General features: G+C 44.4%; 16 protein-coding genes and 1 pseudogene. 9 read left to right on the top strand and 8 right to left on the bottom strand.

Annotated features, from left to right (window positions below; genetic code table 11):
- Window positions 1-17: 17 nt before the first annotated feature.
- A complete protein-coding gene (locus tag ACWXW9_RS22405; protein ID WP_494931242.1) occupies window positions 18-1,538 on the bottom strand; it encodes a spore germination protein in 1,521 nt (506 codons plus the stop codon).
- A 156-nt stretch (window positions 1,539-1,694) separates the two neighbouring features.
- Here ACWXW9_RS22405 and ACWXW9_RS22400 point away from each other — a divergent pair, with 156 nt between their 5' ends.
- Window positions 1,695-2,927 (top strand): MFS transporter, encoded by a 1,233-nt coding sequence (locus ACWXW9_RS22400; RefSeq protein WP_494931241.1) that lies wholly within the window; start codon window positions 1,695-1,697, stop codon window positions 2,925-2,927.
- Here ACWXW9_RS22400 and ACWXW9_RS22395 read toward each other — a convergent pair whose 3' ends face one another.
- A complete protein-coding gene (locus ACWXW9_RS22395) occupies window positions 2,928-3,584 on the bottom strand; it encodes a DedA family protein (protein ID WP_494931240.1) in 657 nt (218 codons plus the stop codon).
- Window positions 3,585-3,728: 144 nt separating this feature from the next.
- On the opposite strand from ACWXW9_RS22395, the gene guaA reads away from it, so the two are divergent.
- On the top strand, window positions 3,729-5,267 hold the full coding sequence (gene guaA, locus ACWXW9_RS22390; protein WP_137061574.1) for a glutamine-hydrolyzing GMP synthase: 1,539 nt from the start codon (window positions 3,729-3,731) through the stop codon (window positions 5,265-5,267).
- 375 nt (window positions 5,268-5,642) lie between these two features.
- Here guaA and murB read toward each other — a convergent pair whose 3' ends face one another.
- The 5 genes from murB to ACWXW9_RS22365 all read right to left on the bottom strand — a co-directional run bounded on the left by murB (window position 5,643) and on the right by ACWXW9_RS22365 (window position 9,136).
- Window positions 5,643-6,533 carry a UDP-N-acetylmuramate dehydrogenase gene (murB, locus tag ACWXW9_RS22385; protein WP_404581349.1) on the bottom strand — a complete coding sequence of 297 codons (891 nt, stop codon included), beginning with the start codon at window positions 6,531-6,533 and terminating at the stop codon, window positions 5,643-5,645.
- A gap of 71 nt (window positions 6,534-6,604) precedes the next feature.
- Window positions 6,605-6,889 carry a HesB/YadR/YfhF family protein gene (locus tag ACWXW9_RS22380; protein ID WP_044646081.1) on the bottom strand — a complete coding sequence of 95 codons (285 nt, stop codon included), beginning with the start codon at window positions 6,887-6,889 and terminating at the stop codon, window positions 6,605-6,607.
- Between the two features lie 29 nt (window positions 6,890-6,918).
- On the bottom strand, window positions 6,919-7,275 hold the full coding sequence (locus ACWXW9_RS22375; RefSeq protein WP_283654670.1) for a HesB/IscA family protein: 357 nt from the start codon (window positions 7,273-7,275) through the stop codon (window positions 6,919-6,921).
- Window positions 7,259-7,612, bottom strand: a complete 354-nt coding sequence (locus ACWXW9_RS22370; protein ID WP_494931239.1) for a winged helix-turn-helix transcriptional regulator — start codon at window positions 7,610-7,612, stop codon at window positions 7,259-7,261. The genes ACWXW9_RS22375 and ACWXW9_RS22370 overlap by 17 nt, the downstream gene beginning before the upstream one ends.
- 165 nt (window positions 7,613-7,777) lie before the next feature.
- Window positions 7,778-9,136 (bottom strand): MFS transporter, encoded by a 1,359-nt coding sequence (locus ACWXW9_RS22365; RefSeq protein ID WP_494931238.1) that lies wholly within the window; start codon window positions 9,134-9,136, stop codon window positions 7,778-7,780.
- A 167-nt stretch (window positions 9,137-9,303) separates the two neighbouring features.
- On the opposite strand from ACWXW9_RS22365, the gene ACWXW9_RS22360 reads away from it, so the two are divergent.
- Window positions 9,304-9,969, top strand: coding sequence for a helix-turn-helix transcriptional regulator (locus ACWXW9_RS22360; protein WP_137061579.1), 666 nt, complete (start codon window positions 9,304-9,306; stop codon window positions 9,967-9,969).
- 111 nt (window positions 9,970-10,080) lie between these two features.
- On the opposite strand, the pseudogene ACWXW9_RS22355 reads toward ACWXW9_RS22360, so the two are convergent.
- Window positions 10,081-11,210 (bottom strand): annotated as a pseudogene (locus tag ACWXW9_RS22355) (Gfo/Idh/MocA family protein).
- 131 nt (window positions 11,211-11,341) lie between these two features.
- Here ACWXW9_RS22355 and ACWXW9_RS22350 point away from each other — a divergent pair.
- The 6 genes from ACWXW9_RS22350 to ACWXW9_RS22325 all read left to right on the top strand — a co-directional run bounded on the left by ACWXW9_RS22350 (window position 11,342) and on the right by ACWXW9_RS22325 (window position 16,550).
- Entirely contained in the window at window positions 11,342-12,187 is an 846-nt protein-coding gene (locus ACWXW9_RS22350) for a LysR family transcriptional regulator (protein WP_404592370.1), read from the top strand.
- An 18-nt stretch (window positions 12,188-12,205) separates the two neighbouring features.
- Complete coding sequence (locus tag ACWXW9_RS22345) at window positions 12,206-12,877, top strand: SGNH/GDSL hydrolase family protein (protein WP_494931237.1); 672 nt, start codon at window positions 12,206-12,208, stop codon at window positions 12,875-12,877.
- Between the two features lie 319 nt (window positions 12,878-13,196).
- Window positions 13,197-13,562, top strand: a complete 366-nt coding sequence (locus tag ACWXW9_RS22340; RefSeq protein WP_223264251.1) for a MarR family winged helix-turn-helix transcriptional regulator — start codon at window positions 13,197-13,199, stop codon at window positions 13,560-13,562.
- Window positions 13,563-13,584: 22 nt separating this feature from the next.
- Window positions 13,585-14,523: an NADP-dependent oxidoreductase gene (locus ACWXW9_RS22335; RefSeq protein ID WP_494931236.1), complete on the top strand. Its 939-nt coding sequence runs from the start codon at window positions 13,585-13,587 to the stop codon at window positions 14,521-14,523.
- 45 nt (window positions 14,524-14,568) lie between these two features.
- Window positions 14,569-14,958, top strand: coding sequence for a hypothetical protein (locus ACWXW9_RS22330; RefSeq protein WP_494931235.1), 390 nt, complete (start codon window positions 14,569-14,571; stop codon window positions 14,956-14,958).
- A 221-nt stretch (window positions 14,959-15,179) separates the two neighbouring features.
- Window positions 15,180-16,550, top strand: coding sequence for an NCS2 family permease (locus ACWXW9_RS22325; RefSeq protein ID WP_431090443.1), 1,371 nt, complete (start codon window positions 15,180-15,182; stop codon window positions 16,548-16,550).
- Window positions 16,551-16,880 lie beyond the last annotated feature (330 nt).

Here is a 16,880-nt window from a genome sequence, read left to right as displayed (position 1 = left end):
GTACGGTCACTTCCCAATTATTTTTTCTTACCCGCCCGCTTTCTCTGTTTTTTTTGCCGGATCGTATTCTGAACTTGATTCACATTCGGACGGGTAGCCATCCACGGCCAAGGCAGGCGAAAGATCGTATCCTTCATATCACTTTGCACATAAGGGCCGAACGGACTCATGTAAGACACTCCGAAAGATCTTAGACTGGTCAGATGAAGCAACAGGGCCATCAAGCCCATTAATATACCTAGAAATCCGAAGGCGGCGGCCAGCATCATGAGGGCGAACCGGATAATCCGTACCGCAACGGACAGCCCGTTTTCAGGGATGACATAGCTGGAGATCGCGGTGATGGATACGATAATAACCATGGCGGCCGACACGACGCCTGCATCCACAGCAGCTTGCCCAATGACCAGCGTACCTACAATGGATACCGCTTGTCCGACCGTCTTTGGAATACGCACCCCGGCCTCACGCAAAATTTCATAGGTAATTTCCATCAGCATCGCTTCCACAAAGGCCGGAAACGGAACACCCTCCCGTTGCGCTGCCAAACTGATCAACAGGTTGGTAGGAAGCATTTCTTGGTGAAAGGTAGATACCGCAATATAGAAGGCTGGTGCCAGCAGAGCGATGAAAAAAGCCAAAAATCGCAGCATCCTCAACAAAGTACTGATATCCGCGCGTTGATAATAATCCTCGGCCGCCTGGAAAAATTGGACAAACAACGCAGGAATCAGAAGTACAAACGGAGTCCCGTCCACTAATATGGCCACTTTTCCCTCCAGCAAACTGGCTGCTACCGAATCCGGGCGTTCACTGTTGTATATCGTAGGGAAGGGGGTAAAGGTGGCGTCCTGAATTTGCTCCTCGATGTAGCCACTTTCCATAATCCCGTCAATATCAATTCGGTCCAGACGTTCTCTCAACTCCTGAATAACGCCTTCGTCCGCGACTCCTTTGATAAACATCACGGCCACATTGGTATGTGTGACCTCTCCGATCTGCCTTGTTTCCATCCAAAGACGCGGGTCGCGAATTCGCTTGCGAACCAGAGCTGTATTGGTACGCAGATTCTCAGTAAAACCCTCCATGGGTCCACGTACAACCGTCTGCGATTGGGGTTCACTAACATTTCGATCCTCCCAGCCGACAGCATCAATCCAAATGCTTTTCGCGTAACCCTCCAGCAAAATGATAATTCCGCCGGATAGCATCCGGTTGAATAACGCATCCATTTCATCCAAAGTGCCTGAATGCCCTGCGATCAACACCTGATCCTTTAAATAATCGAACGGTTCAGCACCTTCCGGTACATGATGAATTTCCATCCGCATAAATGAGCGCAGTACAGAATCATGCAGCAATTGAGTGTTGATCAGACCATCAATATAAAACACGGCTGCTGGCCATTTCTGCATCCACAGTAGCTCTTTGACAATCAAATCCCCGCTATTTCCAATCGAGCTTTGGATATGATTCACATTATCCCGTAGGCAAGAGGATACGTGAGTGAGTGGACAGCTTTTATTCTCATTTTGCATACGTAAAATCCTCCGATATTGGAGTTAGTTGGTTTAGTGTGCTCTGAATATATGAATTTATGCTTGACGTTTGTATAATCACTCCTTTAAATTAGTTATATAACTAATTAGATTAATATATAATTAGTGGATCATATCGACTTGGAGCTGAAGCACATGGTATACAAGCAATACAGAAAGTTATTCGTGGCTGGCATCATTAACGGAATTGGAGACCGCTTCTGCCAAATCGCTTTGTTGGCCCTGATTTATCAGCTTACTGGCTCGGGACTCAGCGTGGGGATTATGCTGGGATTAAGGGTGATTCCTTTTTTAATTCTTTCACCCGTGTCAGGTGTGCTTATCAGCCGCATGTCCAGACGCACATTTATGATGACCACGGATCTGCTGAGAGGTGGAGTAGCCCTTGTCTTTTTAAGTGTTCACAGCAATGAGGATATGTGGATTGTTTATGGAGTCAGTACCCTGTTAGCCTGTGGGGAAGCGCTGTACGCTCCAGCCCGTAAGTCGTCCATCCCGCTGCTGGTTCGACCGTCGGATTTGTTGCGGGTGAACAGTCTGGAGCAGGTGATGAGCGGACTGGTATTGGTGATTGGCGCCGCTGCTGGAGGCATCGTATCCGCGCTTTTTGGTCCACAGGCCGCATTTATGCTCAATTCCGCCAGCTTTTTCGTTGCAGGTCTGATCGTCTGCAATATTGCATTCCCATCCGTCACCAAGGAGGAAGTAAATAGGGAGGATGCTCATACTGAATCACGTGGAAGTCGGACGTCTTTCGATGATCGAATCCTCGGTAGGTCACAAATACTGCAATGCATCCGTATGTCGCTTCCGCTCCAAGTCGTAATTGCATTCGAGCTACTGGTTCCATTCCTCAATGGGATTGATAATGTGCTGATCAGTGTATATGCCGTGCAGGAGTTTAAGCTGGGGGATGCCGGGATTGGACTGTTTTACGCCGCTTTGGGTGCGGGCCTGGTTGCCAGTTATGCACTGGGGCGCCTATTCAGCCGTTCTTTATTGAGCGGAGGACTGGTATGTCTACTATTGGAGGGAATTTTGCTCATGGAGTTAAGTGGAATTAAACATGCATGGGCGGCGGTCGCCATTTACTTTTTCATTTCGTTGGCAGGCGGGGTGGGAGCAATCTGTTTGGATACACTATTCATGCGAGAGACTCCGCTGCATGTACAGGGGCCATTATTGGGCATGCTGACAGCGTGGAGTCAAGGAATTATCGGCTTATCCATGTTTGGAGCCGGGGTGGCGGTGGAAATCATAGAGCCGCGTATGTTAGGTTTGATTGGCGGCGCTGGATTTATCTTGATATCTATCATGATATCAATTTACTATATAAGGGCTCGCAGCCGTAAGGCAGCGGGAATCTAATTATTCCGTATCGTTTTTGCTACTGGTTTTTACTGATTTATCGGACTTGCGGAAAGAACCAAACAGGAAGGATCTCCAGCGGTAAACGATATATAGCAGAAGGATAATGCCGATGATGGCGACGATTCGCAGCGCATACAGCTCCACCAAATGGAACATGGCATCCCATTGCGGACCGAACACCTTACCGATACCTAGAAACAGGATAACCCAGAACAGGGCGCCGCTGTACGCATACATGGCAAATTTACGCAGGGGAAGGGCAATAATACCCGCAAAATAGCCGGTAAAATGCCGGACGCCAGGAATGAAATATCCGAGAAAAATGAGCCAGTACCCGTAACGTTGAAACCATTTTTGCGTCTTTTCAAGCTTGTCCGGCGATAACAAAACCCATTTGCCGTATTTCTGGATAAAGGGGAGTCCGGCCCATTTCCCGATAAAGTAGGTAATGGTCATTCCGATGGTTGTGCCTAAAAAGGCCAGCAGCACCAGCTTTCCAAAATCCAGCCTACCCAAATAGGAGAGATATCCCGCATAAGCCATTGTGGTTTCCCCGGGAAAAGGTAAAGCAATAAATTCCAGCAGCAAGCCGAAAAAAAGGACGCCGTATCCGTATTCTTCGAACAATTGCGCGATCCATTTCAGCACATCCATCGTTTACACTCCTACGAACAGATTCATAATTTAGAATTAATTCATTTTAACAATCTTTTCATGTCCGCTCAACTCCGGTTGATTTCTTGACGTCTTGTTTTATCGTTGCGTATAATGAAACGAACAATTGAGGGAGGCACGGTAATGAATAAGCCTAATGAAATCGTTGTAGTTCTCGACTTTGGAGGACAATACAACCAGTTAATCGCAAGAAGAATACGGGACCTCGGCGTGTACAGCGAGCTCCTTCCATACAATACGCCTGCGGAGAAGCTGAGAGAACTGGCACCGAAAGGGATTGTTTTCTCAGGTGGACCTTCCAGCGTATATGCAGAAAATGCCCCTCAAGTCGACCGGGCAATCTATGATCTGGGAATTCCTATTTTCGGTATTTGCTATGGTATGCAGTTGATGGCTCACCAACTAGACGGTAAGGTAGAACGTGCAGGCAAGCGTGAGTACGGAAAAGCAGACGTGCAATTCAATGAGGATACAAGATTGGCCAAAGGGCTGGAATCTCGTCAAACCGTATGGATGAGCCACGGAGACCATGTTACGGATCTGCCATCCGGCTTTAAACTGGATGCAGGAACGGAAAGTGCGCCGATTGCAGCAATGAGCCATCCGGAGCGGAATCTGTACGCGGTACAATTCCATCCAGAGGTGCGTCATTCCATCCATGGTAATGAGATGATTAGCAACTTCCTCTATGAAGTATGCGGTTGTGAAGGCAAATGGACGATGGAGTCGTTCATCGAGGACCAGATCCGTGAAATCCGCCAGCAGGTAGGCGACAAAAAAGTATTGTGCGCTTTAAGTGGCGGTGTGGATTCTTCCGTTGTAGCAATGCTCATTCATAAAGCGATTGGTGATCAACTGACATGTATGTTCATTGACCATGGACTGCTGCGCAAGGGCGAAGCTGAAAGTGTAATGGAGACGTTCGTTGGTAAATTTGATATGAAGGTTGTCAAAATTGACGCACGTGAGCGTTTCCTGTCCAAGCTGGCAGGAGTCGATGATCCGGAACAAAAACGTAAAATCATCGGTAACGAGTTCATCTATGTGTTCGAGGAAGAATCCAAGCAATTCGACGATTTTACATTCCTGGCACAAGGCACACTGTATACGGATATTGTAGAGAGTGGAACAGCCACGGCACAGACGATCAAATCGCACCATAACGTAGGTGGCTTGCCGGAAGACATGAAGTTCAAGTTGATCGAGCCACTAAATGCGTTATTCAAGGACGAAGTGCGTAAAGTCGGGGAAGAATGCGGACTGCCACCTGAGATTGTATGGCGTCAGCCATTCCCGGGTCCGGGTCTTGCCATTCGCGTGCTGGGTGAAGTCACAGAGGACAAGCTTACCATTGTTCGTGAATCAGATTATATTTTGCGCGAGGAGATTGCCAAAGCCGGTCTGGACCGGGAAATCTGGCAATACTTCACCGCTTTGCCGAATATGAAGAGTGTTGGCGTTATGGGCGACGCTCGTACGTATTCTTACACTGTGGGCATTCGTGCAGTAACCTCTATCGACGGTATGACCGCCGACTGGGCGCGTATCCCTTGGGATGTGTTGGAGAAGATTTCGGTACGTATCGTCAATGAGGTCGACAACGTCAATCGCATCGTGTACGATATCACCTCCAAACCACCAGCTACCATTGAGTGGGAATAGGCAGGGATGATGGATGGTGTTAATCGCTCGTAAATCCTGATGTTCTACGCACACCTGCAACAATAGAGTACAAAAAAATTACTCTCTTTTATCTGCGTTATTTAGCAAATAGAAGGGAGTATTTTTTATGATCAAAATCAATGAGATAATCGAGGATTTCAGGCTTACTCAAAAATTCTAGGTCGGGAAGGGTGTCTGAAACTGAGGATGTGACACCCCTTCATATCAAAAAATATATTCAGGAGTTTTATTAGATATTCATATAATCAGCTATGCAGTGTACTTAGTCCGTTACCTTTGTCTACTCTTCAATATTTGATGCTTTTTAAGCATAATAAGGTGAACTACTAATTTAAAATGCCTAATAAACAGAAATTATTCTCCCAAAATAATTATTTCCGTCTCCAAATAAATATTAAATTTATCGTGTACTCTATTTTTTATTAATTTTATTAATTCTAAATAATCCTCGGCGGTAGCATTATTTGCATTAATGATAAAACCCGCATGCTTAGTAGAGATTTCAGCTCCTCCAATGCGAGTTCCTTGTAAGTTACATTCTTGAATGAGTTTTCCTACATAATGTCCCTCTGGACGTTTAAATACACTTCCGCAAGAGGGATACTGGAGAGGTTGTTTAGCTTCTCTTTTCAAAGTTAATTTCTTCATCTTACTGGAAATTACATCCTTGTTCCCTTTTTCGAGTTTAAACTCGACCTCAAGTATTATATATTTATCCGTTTTGAAGATACTATTTCTATAACCAAGTTTCATTTCTTCTCGGGTTATATTCATAATTTCTCCATCTTTAGTAATAACACTCGCACTTTGGACAACATCCGCAATCTGACCGCCATAAGCACCCGCATTCATATATAAGGCGCCTCCTGTACTACCTGGTATTCCACATGCAAACTCTAGACCAGTTAAGGTGTTATCCAAAGCGATCCTTGAGACATCTATAATATTTGCACCGCTTTGTGCAATAATCTTGTGCTCGCTGACTTTAATTTGATGGAAATGGCTCAGAGAAAGAGTTACTCCTCTTATTCCACTATCTTTAATAATTATATTTGATCCTTTTCCAATGACAGTCAGAGGTATTTGATGTATTTTGGCAATTTCCAAGATTTTTATAATTTCTTCTTTCACTGTTGGATGGATAAGCATGTCTGCTTTACCACCTATCCTTACATAAGTGTAGTTTTTTAATGGCTCATTTAATTTTAACTTTTCCAAAGGTATTTGATTCTCAAAAATCTTCATGAAATTCTCTCCCTAAGTTACTCACATGTAAGATTTAAAAGAAAAGCTAGAAAAGTTCGTCCTATATAGTCTCAACATGAGATTTTATTTAAAAATATACCTTCTTCATTACTATCAATTTTAAGAAATTCGTCCTTCAAAATCCAAGCATCAGTTTTTTCAATAAAGAAATAAAATCCACCAATAGATTTAACTAAAGCTGGATCAATTGGTGTAGCGCTTGAATTTATACCAATAGAGAATGCTTCTGAGCCTCCACCTGCATATTTCGCATAAATTCTTATATATTGGCCCTCTTCTAAATCCCAGTCATTTTTAAAAGAATGGATAGCTTTTTCAGATACTACAAATGACATAAATAATCTATTCCCCTTTCCAATTTTTTTCAATCGCATTTTTTAACTTCGCCACGATAATTTTCCATTCTGAAACTAGCTCCACATCCACATGAAGCTCTTGCATTAGGGTTATTCAAGGTGAAACCGCCTAACATACCGCTTTCTTCATAGTCAATTTGAAGACCTTCAATATATTTAATACTATTAGTGTGAACCAAGATACTAAATTCACCTTTATTTAATAAGATATCACCTTCTGTTTTCTGCTCATCCACGATAAGAGAATAGGATAGACCACTGCATCCCCCCTCATCAACGCCTATTCTAAGGAAAGAATTTAGGGCATTAGCACTTGATAAGATTTCGACGATTTTTTCGAATGCTGCTTCACTGACCTGTATCATCGTAGTAATTCCTCCTTGGAACTTCATTTTTTTTAGCTGCATTGTTAACCCAGTCTATTAAACAGGGTATGAATGTAGCAAGAGCAGATCCTTTTGGTGTTAATTCATAAATAGTTTGTATGGGGCGTGTCAAACTTACAGTTCTTTTAACCAAATTATCGTTTTGAAGCTCTTTTAAACGCTTAGAGAGGATGCTTTCCGAAATGGAAGGAACATTTTCGGAAATTTCGCTAAATTGCTTTGGACCTTGAGAAAGGGAAAATAGTATATGAATAATCCATTTAGTCCCGATTATACGATAAGCTGTAAAAAGTTTCTCAGTATCTGTAGTCAACATATTATTGATATACCCTCCTTCTCATGATCAGCTTAGATAGACAGAAGACTGATTCCTTTTGTTCTAATTACGTAGCCGTTCCATGTCTTAAAGGACAAGGAACGGTTACGTCAATACTCGATTTTAAAGTGGTAAACATTGTGGATTCCTCATCTGTTTATTAGTTCAGTTTGCTGGTGTAATCCGAGTGCTAGCGAATAAACTCATTACGATTAACAAAAGATGAAAACCCATCGTTACAATTAATCCTGATTGCAGTGACATCCCAGCAGATTGACAAACAACAAGGATGGAACCGCCTATTCCGATAACCACGCCCGGTGTAAAAGAATCCGCAAATTGCAAATTTGCCGAAGTTTTTCCAACACCTTCTTCCCCTGTTTGGGAAAATGCCACAACGCCGCTAATAGGATGTGCCAATCCGATTCCGATTCCAGCTATGATTTGTCCAATAACCGCAACGGCAACAGTTACAACAGGTACCCAAAATACGAAGGCAATCCCAAATGCAAGCAGTAGCACACCCAGTATAATTCTTGTATGACGTCCACGACCTTGGTCTGCCGAATCCCAACGTCCTTGCAGATAAGCAATGACGCACCAACTCAGTGCAGCACTCGCTACAATTAATCCGGCCTGAGAAGGAGTAATACCTTTCACATCTATTAAAGCCAATACCAAGAAATTCTGTGTGCTGGTATAGGCAGCGAAGAACAGCCCACGTGTTGCTAGAATAGCTGGCATGCCTTTTCGGAAAGCAAGAGTTCCCTTGGGTAGCAGTTTGCCCAGCGGATATACCATTAGCACTAAGCCGATAATGACTAAAACAAACCCTGTAATTATCGGCAGCATGCTAAGACCAATTAAGAAAATCCCCGTACCTATCGTTAATAGTAACGCCAACCATGTAGCTTTAGCTCCGTTGTCCCCTTGTGTTCTCTCTGTCTTTAATTTCCTAAAAGCAGGTAAACTTAGCAATGCTGAAACAACCAAGATCGGTAATATTCCCCAGAAAACAAACCGCCAGGACCACTGATCTGCGATAAGACCGGCAACGTATGGACCAAGCATGGACGGAAGAACGTAGGCAGTACCGAATGCTCCGAGTATTTTGGCACGTAATTCATCGGGATAACTTAAGGATATTGCAGTGTACACGCAAGTCATCATAGCGCCGGCACCTAAACCCTGCATGGCTCGTGACCCTATCATGGTATACATATCGCCTGCTGTTGCGGCAGCGATCAGCCCGACGATAAACAAAAGAAGTGCGAAAGTGAACGGTGCTGCAGGTCCTCTTCTATCAATGATCCGACCGACGACCAGGGTCCCGATAATCTGCGCAAGCAGATATGTGCTGAATATCCAGCCAAATAGGTCAAGGCCGTTCAAGTCGCCAGCAATGGAAGGGGCAATTGTGGTTACCGATAAGCCCTCGAATCCAACTGCCATCACCGACAGGATAATTCCTATGGACAGTGCAATATAACGCGGGCTGAAAATACTTTGAGGATTAGACGACATGAAATGTGACCTCCAAGAAATTTTTTATGTATACTTCATATCCGGATACTTAGTAAACATTTTTGTTTATAAAGTTCAAACTACAGTTTAACTTTGACTTTGTCAACATTTTTATTTAAAATGTAGAGAGTGTTGTAGATCCAGTCGCTTTCAAAAGGAGGTTCACCATGAGCCGCAATCAAACGAATAAGGATTCATCAACTGGTACCCGGAGAGGGATCATTGATCTGCTAAAGCAGCAAGGTGGAATGGATGTTGCGACACTATCCTCCAAATTTTTGTTATCTGGTATGGCTATTCGTCAACATTTAAATGCTCTCAAAGAAGAAGGATTGGTTACTTACGAAGAAGAGGCCCGTCCCATGGGACGACCCACAAAGCTCTGGAGATTAACGCCTGAGGCTGATCGTTTTTTTCCAAACGGATATTCTGAGTTGTCAGTCAGTCTGATCAATTCGATGAGAGAGGCTTTCGGAAACGAGGGGCTAGAAAAGCTGTTGTCTGTGAGGAATAAGAATATGCAAGAGCAATATCTTCAGCATCTTGGTAACGCATCGGGCGTAAGAGAGAAGCTGGAGAAACTAGCCGATATTCGAACAAGCGAAGGCTATATGGCCGAGGTCAAGGAGCAAGGCGATGGGAGTCTTTTGTTTATCGAAAAGCATTGTCCGATCTGTGAAGCTGCTGCTGCTTGTACCGGGTTATGTAAGAATGAGTTACATTTATTTGAAACCATTCTTGGAGATAATGTTCATATCGAACGGGTAGAGTATATTTTGGCGGGGGGAAGAAACTGTGTTTACAGGGTTAGGGAAGGCGGACAAGCACATTGATGCTTGCATGAATGACATCGGTAACAAGACAACAAAACCGTCAACTCCACATCCTTCGTGGTTTTGAAGGTTCTTTTGTTTAAAGGTTTTGTTGTTCTAATGATATCCTTTTTACCACATGATCTTTTTTCCAGTCGTTGCCGATTCTTCAATGCGGTCCAGTAGCTGATGCAGCTTTAAGGCATGGTTGAAATCGGGAGCGAGACGGGTGTCAGTCAAAATATCCTCGACAAATACATGGTGAGCCTGGGCTACATTCAGAGTTACCCCTTCTTTAGGGAAATCCAGGCCGCTAACAGGCTCATGAACTAAATTGATTGGTTCAAAATGGCCATTAGGCGCATGACTCTGCTTACTGTTTGGATCATACACAAGTTTTTCGAGCGTTAGATTGCCAAATTGAACATGCCCAAGCGAAGGATGCTGAGCCAAACGCAAAACGCCCTTTTTTCCCTGAATCTCCAGCTCGAATTTTGGATTCACTCCCCCCTGAATGTGAACTGATATGGGGCTCCCTTTTCCGACAATCCGTGAATCAAAATCTGATCGGCTGTATCCTTGGGAATGACTTCACCCGTTTCCTGAATAGTGGCTTGGTTGTAACGGGATGCTGTAAGAGCCGATAGCTCACGAAATTCACCAACGATGTATTGCAGCGCGTCCAGGGCGTGCCCACCGTTAATCGTCAGCAGATTGGCGCCATTGGCTCTATTCAGCAAATAAGCCGTATCCTGATCTGTTCGTCCTCCTTTACCTCGAGTAGCTACTTGCATATGACAGGACACAATTTCACCAATCGTTCCGTCTTCCACCAGCTTTTTCATCGTTTGCACTTCAAGATCCTGTCGTGCCTGCAAGCCGACGGTATGATGAATGCCCGCCTGTTCCGCCGCCTTAGCCATTTCGGTAGCTTCCGCAGTATTTGCCCCCAAGGGCCATTCACAGAAAATATGCTTTCTCTCTTGAATCGCCGCCATGACTGGCCGGTAATGATGGGGAACCTTGACGCTCACCACCACCATGTCCACGTCTTCGGAAGCTGCAAGTTTTTGAGCATCATCAAAGGCCAGTACCGCACCTATTTCATCCGCACTTTTTCGTGCACTCTCTATACGAGAAGTACCAATGGCTGTGATAACAAGGTTCGGATGCTTTAGCAAAGCCGGAATGTGAGTTTGACTGGCCCATTTGTTATTCATTGATCCCCCGACCACTCCTGCACGTATCTTCTTTTTCATCATGCTGCGGAACCCTCCTAAATTTTAAATGTGGCTGGAAAATAGTGCCCAAGGCCAATATAATACACTTAACACATAAATAATAATGCTTGTTTGTGATATAGCTATCATTTTATTTGATGGGAGGTGGAGACGTGGATATTGAGAACATGCAGGCATTCGTTTCAGTAGCAGAATTGAGGAGCCTTACGGAAGCAGCCAAAAAGCTGAATCACCTGCAATCGAATATGACGGCCAAAATAAAAAAGCTGGAGGCCCATTACGGCACAGCGTTATTTTACCGAAAACCTCGTGGAATGGAGCTGACCCCCGCAGGAGAAACCTTGTACGCTCAGTTCAAGCAAATTTTGTTGCTATGGCAAGACACAGAGATGAAAATGAGACCGCAGGAGGAAAAGCTGCGCATTGGCACGATGCAGTCCATCGTGGCGGGGGAAACAACAAGAGCGCTTACGAAGGTATATGAGCTGTACCCACAGGCTTCTGTGACATTAAAAACGGGCACTACCACGGAAATAGAGCAGTTGATCCTCGAAGGTGAACTCGATATTGCCTTCGTCACAGGTTATTCCACCAGCCCGTATATTCATTATCAAAAATGTTGTCGTGAAGATCTGGTACTGGTGGGGAAGGGCATCCATGAAGGCTCAGAGCTCAGACAGGTGCTGCAAGGAGCCACTATTATCGTGCTATCGGATGGCTGCCTGTATCTTACGCAATTGGAGAAGATGTATCAGGACATGCAATTGACTCATGGCGAGGTTGTGGAGGTAGGGGTGTTTGATACGATGGTGCAGTTTGTTTTGATGGGAATGGGAATCACCTTGATGTCCAAAAAGCTGGCACGGCAATTTAATGTAAAATCCTATTTGTCCACCCCCCCAACCTTCGGCTACATAGATACATATTTAATAACCCGTCCCAACCACAAGATGACATCAATTGAACATAAATTTATTGAAATCAATAATACGATCTAAGGGATAGGAGAGGATCAAATGACTACTGATCAGGACAAGTACCAGGGAAGCCATGCAGTATTTTTGGGGGATAGCATTACTTTTGGTTATGAATTAAAGGATGGGGAAAAGCCTTACCCACACATCGTCAGCGACGCCTTGGGCTTTCAAAGCTTTGAGAATCACGGCATATCCGGTAGCAGTGTAACCAGCGGGGGCTTTGAGCCGATGTGTGAGCGATATGAAAAAATGAATGCTCACGCGGATGTGATCTTTTTTATGGGTGGAAGAAATGATTTTTCCATGGGAGAAACGCCGTTCGGTCATTTAGGCATAACATCGACGGAAACGCGAACATTTTATGGCGCGCTCAAGCATATTGCCGAGGGATTAATTAACCGTTACCCGGACAAGCTGATCATCTTTTTGACACCGCCCCACGGATCAAGTGATGCGGTTCCCGAACATTTGCCCAATGCAGTCACGGGACAAGTGTATAGCGCGTATGCGCAGGCTGTGAGAGATGTGGCTTCGCTGTATTCTTTTCCGTGCTGCGACCTGTGGAACATCGCCGGAATTCAACCCCTGCTGCCTGTTCACAAACAGATGTATTTTACCGGGGAAAACGGTATTCCTGACGGTCTGCATCCAAATCAGGTAGGTCATGAGCGGCTGGCAGCTCGTATTATTGGATTTATGAACACGCTATAACCTATAGAGATCATTGCAGCTGTGAACAGATACACCACGACTCTTTTTCAATTGTATTACTCCGAACTATAGCGGGACACCGAAGTGAAAATACTCAGGCGGGTCGTTTAGCTTGAGTATTTTCTATTATTGTCTGAGTGTTTTCTATAAACCACTGACACAGAAAACCACTCATCACAAAGCTTGAATATTTTCAATAGAGGTGTATAATAATTGACATATCAATTGATAAGTCAAGTAATTGCGAGGAGGAGCTACCATCGAACATTGCTCTGAAAAAAGCCAATTGTTTTACCGCATGCATCTTTTGTGTAAAGAAATGAATACAGCTTTTGAAGCGCAGTTAAAAACGAGCTTTACCAAGGTTGAGATTTTGTATCACATTGATCAACGTCAGGAATTGAGTCAGTTGGAGCTTCAGCATTTGCTGGTTCTGGACGGAGCGGCGGTAACCCGGCATCTGAAAAGGCTGGAGGAGGAAGGTCTGATTATCCGCAGCAAAAAAGAACAGGATAAGCGTGTGACCTATATTTGTCTAACAGAATCAGGGGTTCGAGAGTTGCAAGTTTTGTCAGAGGAAAGACAAGCCTTTCAGGACAAGCTGCTACGTGAGTTTGCGGATGAGGAGATTGTTTCTTTGACAAATGTATTACAGCGCATGTCTACCAATGTGAAGAATATGTAAAATATGCGAGGAGGAACTGAATATGAAAGCTATCGTCATTGAACGCTACGGAAGCAAGGATGAACTGAAGGAAAGAGATGTACCCAATCCTAAGCCACAGGCCCATCAGGTCGTTGTGAAAGTAGCAGCTACCTCCATTAACCCGATTGACTGGAAGCTGCGTGAAGGTTATTTGAAGCAAATGATGGATTGGGAGTTTCCGATTATCCTGGGCTGGGATGTTGCCGGGACCATCTCGGAAGTAGGCAGCCAGGTAACTGATTGGAAAGTGGGAGACGAGGTATTTGCTCGTCCGGACACGACACGCTTTGGTACTTATGCGGAGTATACCTTAGTGGATGACCATTTGCTGGCGCGTAAACCTGCCTCGATCTCATGGGAGGAAGCCGCATCTGTTCCGTTAGCGGGACTGACAGCCTGGCAGGCACTCTTTACACATGGTCAACTGGCCAAAGGTGAAAAGGTATTGATCCACGCAGGCGCAGGCGGTGTCGGCATGTTCGCTATCCAGTTTGCCAAACAAGCTGGTGCCTATGTCATTACGACAGCCAGCGAGCGCAATCATGAGCTGCTTGCTTCATTAGGAGCCGATCAAATTATTGACTACCGTACGACCCGTTTCGAGGATGTATTGTCCGATGTGGACGTTGTATTCGATACGATGGGTGGAGATGTTCAGAAAAACAGCTTTAAAGTTCTGAAAAAACACACCGGACGGATCATATCCATCGTTAGTAATTTTGACGAAGAATTGGTCAAGGAGCAAGACGTAACGGCCAAAAATATATGGCTGGAGCCCAACGGACAGCAGCTACAGGAAATTGCTGACCTGTTAGAGCAGAAAAAAGTAAGGTCGGTGGTAGGAGCTACGTTTCCATTTTCGCAAAAAGGTCTGTATGAAGCACATGCTCTAAGCGAAACCCACCATGCTGTCGGTAAAATTGCCATTACCTTTTCATAAGAACACATATAACGAGGCGCAACACGAAAGGAATTATACAACACGATGAAGATCCTGGAAGATTATTTTTACTATTATGATTTGGCAAGAGATGATGAGAAAAGCAAAGCGCAATTAATCAGCCTTTTCTCCAACGAAATTGAGTTCGTGCTGAACGGTGACCGGAAACAAGGTATGGATAGCTGGAAAAGCTTCTTGGACATGTTCTTTGAAGGAACACTCGACATCAAGCATATGTATGAGGGCTGGAAGCCGGTTCCCGGAGAATCGGGTGCCTATGAAACCAAATGGGCGGTATGCGGCAAAAGAGCAACAGGCGAAGTGTATACACTTACAGGAGTGGACAAAGCTCGGCTGGATGCAGAAGGGAAGATCGTTTATCTGGAAAATATACCGGACACCGCGAATGCCTTTGATAAGTACAAAAATATCTGATTCGCCTAATTGATAACCCGTCAGCTATATAACAGCTTGGCGGGATTTCTATTTTCCGAACAATACATATGTGATTAAATTGCAACATTCGCTTTTTGTGTTGACAAGCAGTAGGGGACGGCCTAAAATAACGGATGTAATATAGCGCTTATGAATGCGAATATTACAGCAAATGAACGATAACAATACGAGTATGCTTTGCGTAGGAGGAATTACGACTCATGGAGCGTTTCTTTAAATTAAAGGAACATGGAACGAACGTCCGCACAGAAATTATTGCGGGGATTACTACTTTTATGACCATGGCTTACATTTTGGTGGTCAACAATACCTTTTTGGGGCCGACTGGAGCAGGGATGCCCAGCGAAGCCGTCTTTTTTGCCACTGCGGTAGGTGCAGGACTAATCACTATTCTGATGGGATTGTTCGTTAATGTGCCCATCGGCATGGCTCCGGGTATGGGCTTGAATGCTTATTTTATGACCGTAGTCTTGAGTTCCAACGGTATGATTACTTGGCAAGCGGCACTTGGCGCTGTATTTATATCCGGTATCGTCTTTCTGATTTTAACCGTGACACGAGTGAGACAGATGTTGCTTGTTGCAGTTCCGGAAAATCTAAAGACTGCTATTACAGTGGGGATCGGCTTGTTTATTACCATTGTTGGTTTTAAGCTGTGTAATCTGGTTATGGTAAGTATCGTTCCAGGGACGGATGTAGGTCAGCCGGTTCCGGGTCATGCTTTTAATCTGATTCTGGGTAGTCTGGTTCATCAAAAGGATGCGCTTCTGGCGCTGATCGGTTTGCTCATTATCGCAGCGCTGATGGTTGTTCGGGTCAAAGGTGCTTTGTTGATTGGTATCGTAGCTACTACATTGATTGGTATTCCAATGGGCGTAACGAATTTGAGCAGTTTGACAACAGGTCACTGGATTCCTGATTTTAGTAATCTGGCAGTGGGCCAGTTGGATTTGAAGGCTGCTTTGCATATCGGTCTGTTTGATATCATTTTCATTTTCACATTTGTAGAGCTGTTTGATACGTTTGGTACACTGGTGGGCACGGCTACCCGAGCAGGTATAATGAAGGATAAGAAAAAAGGCGAGAAAATCATCGGTAAAGCTATGCTGGTGGATGCTGTTGGTGTAAGTACCGGTGCAGTATTGGGTACAAGTACTATTACAGCATTCGTGGAAAGCTCCGCAGGGGTAGAAGAAGGCGGGCGTACGGGTCTGACTGCTGTAACGACAGGCATTTTATTCCTGCTCGCTCTCTTTATCGCACCGCTGGCACTGGTTGTGCCTTCCGCTGCTACTGCTCCAGCGTTGATTATCGTTGGTGTGCTGATGATGAGCCAGGTTCGTAACATCGATTGGGATAATTTCCTGCTGGCGTTCCCGGCGTTCCTGACCATCGTTCTGATGCCTTTTACAGGCGGAATCGCTAATGGTATTTCTGCTGGCATTTTGTCTTACGTGGTTCTGGCTGTATTCAGTAACCTGTTTACCAGCAACAAAGTTAAAGTTCACTGGCTCATGTGGGTGCTTGCTGTTATTGTTGTGATCCGTTTTGCCTTTATGGGCTCGGAATAGCAACTAGATATCACCTGAAAAAGCTCTTGGCAGTACAGAACCTCCTTCCCTGTTGTTTCAGGGAGCGAGGTTCTTTTTTGTTCTGGTTATTCATGATGCGAAAGAGGGTGGAGAGTATAATAGAAGAAGAATGAATAACAAATAGAGATTTTCGAGAATTAATGAAATAAATGCTTGCAAACTTATTTGGTCTATGATATATTCTAATTCCGGCCAAGAAATACAATATTGCGAGCGAATGTTACAAAAAAAGATTTAAAAAAATGCTTGCAAAGTTGGTTCGGACATGATAAGATATAAGAGTTGGTAAGGCGACAAGCTGAGTCAACG

The sequence above is a fragment of the Paenibacillus sp. LT-B23 genome (assembly GCF_059417685.1).
This window is presented reverse-complemented; position numbering and strand designations above follow the sequence as displayed.

What these genes read in the sequence shown, in the direction of transcription:
- ACWXW9_RS22405 (WP_494931242.1), bottom strand. Translation starts at nt 1,538, where the DNA reads ATGCAAAATGAGAATAAAAGCTGTCCACTCACTCACGTATCCTCTTGC.
- ACWXW9_RS22400 (WP_494931241.1), top strand. Translation starts at nt 1,695, where the DNA reads ATGGTATACAAGCAATACAGAAAGTTATTCGTGGCTGGCATCATTAAC.
- ACWXW9_RS22395 (WP_494931240.1), bottom strand. Translation starts at nt 3,584, where the DNA reads ATGGATGTGCTGAAATGGATCGCGCAATTGTTCGAAGAATACGGATAC.
- guaA (WP_137061574.1), top strand. Translation starts at nt 3,729, where the DNA reads ATGAATAAGCCTAATGAAATCGTTGTAGTTCTCGACTTTGGAGGACAA.
- murB (WP_404581349.1), bottom strand. Translation starts at nt 6,533, where the DNA reads ATGAAGATTTTTGAGAATCAAATACCTTTGGAAAAGTTAAAATTAAAT.
- ACWXW9_RS22380 (WP_044646081.1), bottom strand. Translation starts at nt 6,889, where the DNA reads ATGTCATTTGTAGTATCTGAAAAAGCTATCCATTCTTTTAAAAATGAC.
- ACWXW9_RS22375 (WP_283654670.1), bottom strand. Translation starts at nt 7,275, where the DNA reads ATGATACAGGTCAGTGAAGCAGCATTCGAAAAAATCGTCGAAATCTTA.
- ACWXW9_RS22370 (WP_494931239.1), bottom strand. Translation starts at nt 7,612, where the DNA reads ATGTTGACTACAGATACTGAGAAACTTTTTACAGCTTATCGTATAATC.
- ACWXW9_RS22365 (WP_494931238.1), bottom strand. Translation starts at nt 9,136, where the DNA reads ATGTCGTCTAATCCTCAAAGTATTTTCAGCCCGCGTTATATTGCACTG.
- ACWXW9_RS22360 (WP_137061579.1), top strand. Translation starts at nt 9,304, where the DNA reads ATGAGCCGCAATCAAACGAATAAGGATTCATCAACTGGTACCCGGAGA.
- ACWXW9_RS22345 (WP_494931237.1), top strand. Translation starts at nt 12,206, where the DNA reads ATGACTACTGATCAGGACAAGTACCAGGGAAGCCATGCAGTATTTTTG.
- ACWXW9_RS22340 (WP_223264251.1), top strand. Translation starts at nt 13,197, where the DNA reads ATGAATACAGCTTTTGAAGCGCAGTTAAAAACGAGCTTTACCAAGGTT.
- ACWXW9_RS22335 (WP_494931236.1), top strand. Translation starts at nt 13,585, where the DNA reads ATGAAAGCTATCGTCATTGAACGCTACGGAAGCAAGGATGAACTGAAG.
- ACWXW9_RS22330 (WP_494931235.1), top strand. Translation starts at nt 14,569, where the DNA reads ATGAAGATCCTGGAAGATTATTTTTACTATTATGATTTGGCAAGAGAT.
- ACWXW9_RS22325 (WP_431090443.1), top strand. Translation starts at nt 15,180, where the DNA reads ATGGAGCGTTTCTTTAAATTAAAGGAACATGGAACGAACGTCCGCACA.